Raw genomic sequence first — 3,921 nt, 5'->3', positions numbered from 1 at the left:
GTGGCGGGGGTGTTCTCGGGGTCGGGGGTGTCGTCGATGGACAGCAGGGGGTGGTCATCGCCGCGCAGGTGGGTGAGCTGGTAGACGCGGCCGTCGGTGTCGACGGTGTCGATGCGGCGCGCCTGCCGGGGCATGCCGTAGACGGTGAGGATGTCGTCGTAGAGGGCGGCCCAGGCCAGGAGCCGGGCGTCGGGCTCGGTGTCGCGGACAAGCCCGATGATGGTGTCGAGGGCGGCCCGATACGGCATGGCGGCGTTGCTGTTCGGATGGCCGAGGCCGGTGGCGAGGCGGTGCAGCAGCGCGGGCAGCCCGGCGGGTTCGGTGAGCAGGTCGTCGGGGTGCAGCGGGAACTCGACGCTGCGCATCGCGCGCAGCTTCGCCGGACAGTCGGGGTGCAGGGGCCGGTCGTGGATCAGCAGCAGCGTCGCGGGGCGACCCCAGCCGAGGACGTCGGCGTCGGCGTCGACGGTGAGTAGACAGGTGGCGAGGGTGTGGACAGCGGGGAAGGACAGCACGGTCGTCTCCCTTTTTAGGGGTGGAATGGGAAGGGACCCCGCAGCCGGCGGCTGCGGGGTCCCGGGTGGGCATGCGGATCGTGTTTCGCTTCAGTGCTGGTGGTGTCGGTCGCGGCTGCGCCCGTAGTCGGGTGCTCCGGTGAACGGGCTGTGGCCCCACACGCCGAGGCCGAGGCGTTTGGCCTGGTACATGGCCTGATCGGCTTCGGCGAGGACCTGCCGTGGGCTTATGCCGAGCCGCAGGAGGGTGTAGCCGACGGACGCGCCGACCTCGATCGTGTTGCCGTCGGTGAGGCGCAGCGGCGCGCCGCCGATGCTGGACCAGGCGGCCTGGGCGGCGGCGGCCACGTCGTCGCGGTCACCGCGGACGAGCAGCGCGAACTCGTCGCCGGACAGCCGCGCGGCGACCTCGACCGGCGCGTCGAGGCCAGCGAGGAGCCGCCCGACCTGCGCGAGCAGGACATTGCCGGTGTCGTGGCCGAAGGTGTCGTTGACCGTCTTGAACCGGTCGAGGTCGAGCAACACCAGCCCAAAGGAGCCGTGGTGGTTGAGGGCGGCGCGCAGGCGGGTGAGCAGGAGACGCCGGTTGGGCAGCCCGGTGATCTCGTCGTGCGTGGCGTCGTGGCGCGCCGCTTCGAGGGCGTGGTGTTGGCGCCACAGCAGGGCGCCAGCGAGGGCGAGGCCGGCGAGGATCCCGCCGACGGTGGTGACGATCGTGTGCAGGATGGGAGACACTCGTGTCGCTCCTTGCTTCGTAAGGAGCACCGGGGGCGGGCGTGAGGCGCCAAACTTCGACGCCCGCCCTCGGGCTACAGGGGACAGACGCCGGTTACTGGCCGCTACTGGTGGGGGCGAGCTGGTAGGTGGCCGGGCGTTCCACGGTCTGGATGACCTTCCCGGCGATGACGAGCTTGGCCAGGGCGTTGGCGGCCGCGCCCGCGCTGGCCTTCGCCGCGCCCGTGCCGGCGTTCGCGGCGTCGATCAGCTTGCACAGCTCGCCAACCTTGTACTGCCGGTCCGGATGGGCTTCGAGGACGTCCAGAACCGCCCCCCGCAGCGACCCGCCGGCTCGCCGGGCATTGGCCGCTGCGGCGTCGGCGTGCGGTGTCTCGACGATCTCGCCACCTGTCGGCTCCTGATTCGGGCTCGGGTCGGCCGGGGGTTCACCGGCGCTGCCGGTATCAGCGGAAGTGGGCGTGGTGGCATCCTCGGCCGGCGGCGCGACGGGTTCGGCTTCCACCACCGCCGGCTCGTTGTGGTCGCCGTCCCCTGCCTGCTGATCATCGGGCGCTGCGGCCAGCGGGCCGTCACCGTTGCGGCTGCGCTCGTCCGGGTTCTTCAGCTCAACGCTGGGGTTGGGCTCACCCGGGTCGGCAGGAGGTTGCCCGCCGGATTCGCCGGTCGTGGCGGTGGCGGCGCGGCCGGCGGCGGTCAGCCGCCACAGCGCGCGCCCGTCGTCGGTGCGCATCCGCTCCGCCTGCCCGGCGCCTTCCCAGGCGCGCAGCTTCGAGGTGGTCGTGGAGTAGCCGAGCTCGGTGTGCTCGGCCACGGCCGCGGCGGTGGCCTCGCCGAGTTCGGCGAGTGCGGCGAGCACTTTGATCGTGCTGTGCGTGGGAACCGTCTCGTGGGGGGTGTCGGTCATGGGTGTGTCCCTTTCTCGTGAGCAGTGGTGCCGGGGTTGGGGCCGCGCACTGATCCACGCTTCGACCGGGGCGGTGATCAAGTGCGAGGACCGGGTCTCGGGACGCGGAGGTCGTCCTTGTACGGCTGCCAGCGCGCCTGGATCGGCCTAATGTCACGGCGGGCGCCATGGTGGGCGTCCGTGGGGCCCCGGGTGGCCGTACGGCAGGCGCCGGGGGATGCGCGGGATCGCGCGGCCGGGCACCGGCCAGGTCGTGCGGGTGTCAGGTCAGCAGGGGGTGTCCGCCGGCTGGTGTGCGGGCGGTCGTGGGCGACGGAGAGAATCTGGCGGGCGCGGCCGGTCAGCGCGGTCAGGCCCAGACGCATCCGGGATCGGGCCGGGATCCGAGTGGAAATTGGTGGAATGCACCTATTCCAAACATGCGCTATTCGTCGGTAAGCCGCGGCGCAAGCTGCGGGCCGACCCCTTGCTGGTCTTGCCAACACCGGGTGAGTGTGAGCAGCTCGGGACGGCCCCGCCGGCGGTGAGCTGGAGGCCACCGTTCCGAGCGCGTAGGCGCTTCAATGATGCTGTGGCCACGGACGACAACGCGTTCCTGAAAACTCCGCTGCGACGCGTCCTATTCGTCGTCGGCACGTACGGGGCGGTGGCGGTGGTGAACGCGGTCTTCGCCACCGCTGTCACCGTCGTCACGCTCCGGGTAGGCGGCTTCCACGAGCTGGACCCAGCCGGCACCGCACTGCGGATCGGCGCCGCAGTCCTGGCGTGGGAACTCGTCACCTGTCTGCTCTCTGCGGCCTGGTATTGGCGAGGCAGCGCCGGACTCGGCACCTTTCTGCGAACGGGCCGATCCGAGAAGCGGCAGAAGCGCGGCAGGTGGTTCCGGGCGCTCCGGTGGACAGGTGACGCCGTCGCGGTGGCGGCAGCGGTCTTCGGGATCCTGCTGCTCCGATTCCCCGACGAGCCTTCGGCACGGTGGGCCGCCGCGGAGGTCCTCGTGGTGATCAAGGGTCTTCAGGCGGCGATGTTCGGGGCGCTTGTCGCCGTGAACAAGGCATTCGACCGGGGGCGGGAACGCTGGCAGCGCGCACAGCCGGCGACCAACCCGAAGCTCGTGCCGGTCGAGGACATTCTGAGCCGTCCGGACATCGCCGGGCAGCGCCCGTACGAGCCTCGACATGCCCCGGACTGACGCCACCTGGTACGCGACCTCACCAGGTCATTTTTCGCTGTCGTGCCAGAGCCACAGGTGGGCGCCGATGCTGTAGTAGCCGTCGCGGTCGGGATAGCAGCGGTCGACCACGTCGAGGCGGATCCGGTCGCCGGTGTCGTACTCCTCAAGCAGGAGGAGTGTGCTCCCGTTGAAGCGCAGCCGCGGGTACTGCCCGGGCATGCTGTCGAACCGCCACGGGCCGTCGAGGTCGGCGGCGATGCGTCGGGCCGTGGGCGCGTCGAAGCGGCAAATCAGGCTGTCAGTCGAGGTGGTGTAGCCGTCGGCGACCAGCGCGGGGTAGCCCTGGTCGCCGACCCGCGACGAGGTGACCATCCGGGGGCGCCACCGGGCCTCGGGTGGGGCGATGTCGTCGCGGTGGTCCAGGACCTGCACGCGGCCGGAGTAAAGGACTTCGCCGGGGCGGGTGTGGGGGTGGAGGAGCAGCCAGTGGTGGTGCCGGCGCTGGCCGCCGCGCAGGACGTCGATCAGCCGCCGGTGGTTGGAGTCTGGATGTCGCAGGGGCAGGAAGGCGCTGAAGGTCGGGGTGGGGG

General features: G+C 71.4%; 4 protein-coding genes and 1 pseudogene. 1 reads left to right on the top strand and 4 read right to left on the bottom strand.

Features of this window, described 5'->3' with window-relative positions:
• The 3 genes from DKT69_RS36120 to DKT69_RS36110 form a co-directional block, all read right to left on the bottom strand.
• The coding region (locus DKT69_RS36120; RefSeq protein WP_109805839.1) for a hypothetical protein at nucleotides 1-515 on the bottom strand (515 nt) is incomplete at its 3' end.
• Between the two features lie 90 nt (nucleotides 516-605).
• Complete coding sequence (locus tag DKT69_RS36115) at nucleotides 606-1,250, bottom strand: GGDEF domain-containing protein (protein ID WP_109805838.1); 645 nt, start codon at nucleotides 1,248-1,250, stop codon at nucleotides 606-608.
• A 94-nt stretch (nucleotides 1,251-1,344) separates the two neighbouring features.
• Nucleotides 1,345-2,238 (bottom strand): MarR family transcriptional regulator, encoded by an 894-nt coding sequence (locus DKT69_RS36110; RefSeq protein ID WP_146231312.1) that lies wholly within the window; start codon nucleotides 2,236-2,238, stop codon nucleotides 1,345-1,347.
• A gap of 490 nt (nucleotides 2,239-2,728) precedes the next feature.
• Between DKT69_RS36110 and DKT69_RS36105 the strand changes: the two genes are divergently transcribed.
• Nucleotides 2,729-3,349, top strand: coding sequence for a hypothetical protein (locus tag DKT69_RS36105; protein WP_109805836.1), 621 nt, complete (start codon nucleotides 2,729-2,731; stop codon nucleotides 3,347-3,349).
• A gap of 27 nt (nucleotides 3,350-3,376) precedes the next feature.
• Here the strand turns inward: DKT69_RS36105 and DKT69_RS38735 are convergent.
• A pseudogene (locus DKT69_RS38735) lies at nucleotides 3,377-3,921 on the bottom strand (hypothetical protein); the annotation flags it as partial.

Source organism: Micromonospora sicca, assembly GCF_003172935.1.
Lineage (GTDB): Bacteria > Actinomycetota > Actinomycetes > Mycobacteriales > Micromonosporaceae > Micromonospora > Micromonospora sicca.
Note: the sequence above shows the minus strand (reverse complement) of the source record. Positions and strands in the feature narration are given on the sequence as shown.